The sequence below is a fragment of the Bacteroides sp. L10-4 genome (assembly GCF_013373675.1).
Taxonomy (GTDB): domain Bacteria; phylum Bacteroidota; class Bacteroidia; order Bacteroidales; family Bacteroidaceae; genus Bacteroides; species Bacteroides muris.
This window is the reverse complement of record NZ_JABXJH010000119.1, coordinates 1-3,009: the sequence shown is the minus strand read 5'-3', so window position 1 is coordinate 3,009 and position 3,009 is coordinate 1. Positions and strand designations below refer to the sequence as shown.

2 protein-coding genes and 1 pseudogene are annotated in these 3,009 nt (G+C 37.2%); 1 reads left to right on the top strand and 2 read right to left on the bottom strand.

The genetic code is table 11. The annotated features are described in order from the left end of the window. Positions 1 to 386 precede the first annotated feature (386 nt). The gene (locus HU824_RS19240) at positions 387 to 1,049 is read right to left on the bottom strand and encodes an Abi family protein (protein WP_176469727.1); all 663 of its coding nucleotides are present in this window, start codon (positions 1,047 to 1,049) and stop codon (positions 387 to 389) included. Positions 1,050 to 1,178: 129 nt separating this feature from the next. Between HU824_RS19240 and HU824_RS19935 the strand changes: the two are divergent. Further along, a pseudogene (locus HU824_RS19935) lies at positions 1,179 to 1,413 on the top strand (cell filamentation protein Fic); the annotation flags it as partial. 181 nt (positions 1,414 to 1,594) lie between these two features. Here the strand turns inward: HU824_RS19935 and HU824_RS19235 are convergent. Next, complete coding sequence (locus tag HU824_RS19235; RefSeq protein WP_176469726.1) at positions 1,595 to 2,881, bottom strand: retropepsin-like aspartic protease; 1,287 nt, start codon at positions 2,879 to 2,881, stop codon at positions 1,595 to 1,597. Positions 2,882 to 3,009 lie beyond the last annotated feature (128 nt).

Here is a 3,009-nt window from a genome sequence, read left to right as displayed (position 1 = left end):
TGACAAAACGCACTTGAAAGACCTCTTCGACAAAACTAAATTTCAATATGACAAAGACCGTTTCGGACCAAATGGGCCAAATTTATTTAATGTTTAACTAGTCCCTATTTTTTATGGGACACTAATGATATTATTTACTGTACTTGCCTATTTTCATTAAATATTCTACCTCCAATATTGAGGCTTGACTTTCATAACGGTATGAACTCTCGCAGTTCCCAAATCAAATCCAAATCATGTAAGAATTGGTTCGAGAAAAGAACGCTTAGGGGTACGAAGATAAAAGCTAAGTAATTAATAATTCAATACTTAGCTTTTTCTTTTTATCGGAGATGTTCCCAAATTGTTCCCAATCATCCTTATGTATTCCACCAAAGATGGGGCATTTACTTCATGCCATCTATTACTTTTAGTATAGAATCGGGCTTTTCTACCATTCGCAATACAGAATCCGAATCAAATCCCATATATTCTATATAGGTTCGTATTAACTCATAATGCTCTTTAGCATATTTTGTATCTATCGCACGTGTAGCGTTGAAGCAGATAGGTTCATGATGTGCTATTCGGTTACGAAATTCACGGATGGCAGTCAGTTGGTTGTAGATGTCTGTTTGCTTTAAACCATGCGCTTTGTTGGGGAATATTTGAAGAAGTGTTTTTCCTCCTATGCGGTAATTGCGTCTTGTAAACAGATAAGTCCAGAAACCAAATGTAAAGGAAGCTACCATCTTATCGTTGTTGTACACTCCCATATTTGTATAAGTGCGTTGTATGCGTACTATTTCGGAAGCTTCCTGTTCAAGTAATCCATTGGGTCTTGCTTGGTTGATTATCCAATTATCATCATTGAAATATTGTTTGTAGTGAGCGTTTATGGCATTGCGTAGCATTATCTCAAACATACTGATAACCCCATAAAAACGTTGGCTCAACTTGATGTTGTATTGGTATAGACGCAAGGTCTTGGCTTTTTCATTGCCGCTTGCTTGTGCGTATTTATTTAATCTTGCAGGGGATAGTACCTGCAAACATTCGTCATATTTCATTTGGTATAAGTTTAAAAACAAGACTTCTCTTGCAAATATAGAAAATAATGCCTATATTTGCAAGCGTAAGACCCTGTTGTCCCTGCTGAACAAGCAAACTTCAGGGTTATTGTTTTTTTATGCACTTATGGCAACGGCAGAACAGCTCCGTTGTTTATGGGCTAAATCCAATTTGCTATCCTTTTCTCCACCAATATATTCAAAGAGGATAGGGAAGAATAATTCTTTCTTGGCGTAAATGCCAAAGTGAAGGAGCCAATCAGCCTTTCTTAGACTTTATGGCAGGGCAGTTGAAGAAATCCTTTCTTTGGAGATTGAAAGGTTCAGTTCTTCTCAGAAGAAAGGGCTCAGTTTTATGTTTTAGAGGCGTGAGAACTTAACTCTCGGCAACAGACATTGAAAGCCAATGACTTATAAAAAATGCCCAATCTTACACCCAAGAATGTAAAGTTGGGTGTTTGTTTATTGAGAGGCAAAAAAAATAGGATACTATATTTGACTATAATATCCTATATTCATTCAATAAATATTTATCGTGGCTAATATTATTCTCCACATATAAACATGTTCTGATAGTTTATCACAAGCCGCTTGAATGACAGTACGAAGTCTGCACCTAAAGAACCGGAAAACAACTGGCTGCTGGATTCCGTATTTTTTATGACTTCCGTGTCATGCAATGTTACAGTGGAACCAGCCACTTCGAAATGGAATTCGGGCAATACCACAACTTTTGTCTGTGATATTCCGCCAAAACCTCCACGGGAAGTAATCTTTTCTGCGAGTCCGTCTATGGCATCGGGGAATGTTTTTGTGAACTTGTTTCCCAAATCAGATTTTACATTTCCGGTATCAAAAATCAAATCGAAAGGTTGTCCATTATAACTGATTCTCACTTGGGGAGTGTTTGACGACAGATACATATTCGATTCTCCGTCTGACGGTTTGTGCGGAAAGACAAACTGTCCAGCTTCATTGTCTATGATTATTTCTTTTGCATCTCTGATAAAATGGTAGCCAAGTACTCCGTCAAATGCAAATACCGAGTCCACTTCATTGTCAGGAGGTGCGACCATAAAAACAGGGTTATGATATACCAGTTCTCCTATTTTTATAGAATCTGCCGTAGCAAGCTTTACAAAACCAATCTCCATTCCTGATACGGGAATCGAATCTGCTACAATCTTCAAATTTGTTTCTTTCGCATACTTTTCTGAAACGAAATTACCAAACGAACAACCCGTATCAAAAATATAGTTCTTCGTTATTCCGTTTACTTCCACTGGTATATAAATATGTTTCCCTCTTCCTACTGTTTCCGCACTCATCGGTACCGTAACATCTCGATTGGGGCGTTCAAGATAAGGCTTTTGTAGATTGGCAAGTGCTTTGCCTACTTTTTCTATAAAAACAAAACTATAAAGAGCTTCAAACGGTGCAGATTGTTTAAGTGCGTTAATCAAATCTTCTCCAATTTTTCCGGCTTGTTCGTACATACCCAAATTCAAAAGATTCATACCTTGTAAAGCTGCCATTCCTATTGAAGTTTCAGCTCCCATTTCATTTTGATGATGTAATAATAGGCTATCAAGGGCAATAGCAGCATTTTCCAATTTGTTGAATCCGATACCCAACTGCGCATCCGCTACGAAATTAAGCATTTTTACGCTTACTGAGTCTTTCAAATTCGGGTATTCTTTTCTTAATTGGAATAAATCGCCGCTGTTCAGGATTTCTCCCATTTTTACATCTGCTTGTGTTTGTGAATAAACAGAATTATACCCAAACAAGAAGGTAATGAGAATGACTGCAAGTCTATTTATAATTTTCATACTAAGAGCCTGTTTAAAAATGCCTGAAATCTTTTTCTAAAGAGGTTTCCGTATCCGCCAGATTATTTCTTTCTTTGAAGCGACCAAACTTAAAAAAAGATGTATCAGACAGATTTAACGGAAACCGA

What these genes read in the sequence shown, in the direction of transcription:
- HU824_RS19235 (WP_176469726.1), bottom strand. Translation starts at nt 2,881, where the DNA reads ATGAAAATTATAAATAGACTTGCAGTCATTCTCATTACCTTCTTGTTT.
- HU824_RS19240 (WP_176469727.1), bottom strand. Translation starts at nt 1,049, where the DNA reads ATGAAATATGACGAATGTTTGCAGGTACTATCCCCTGCAAGATTAAAT.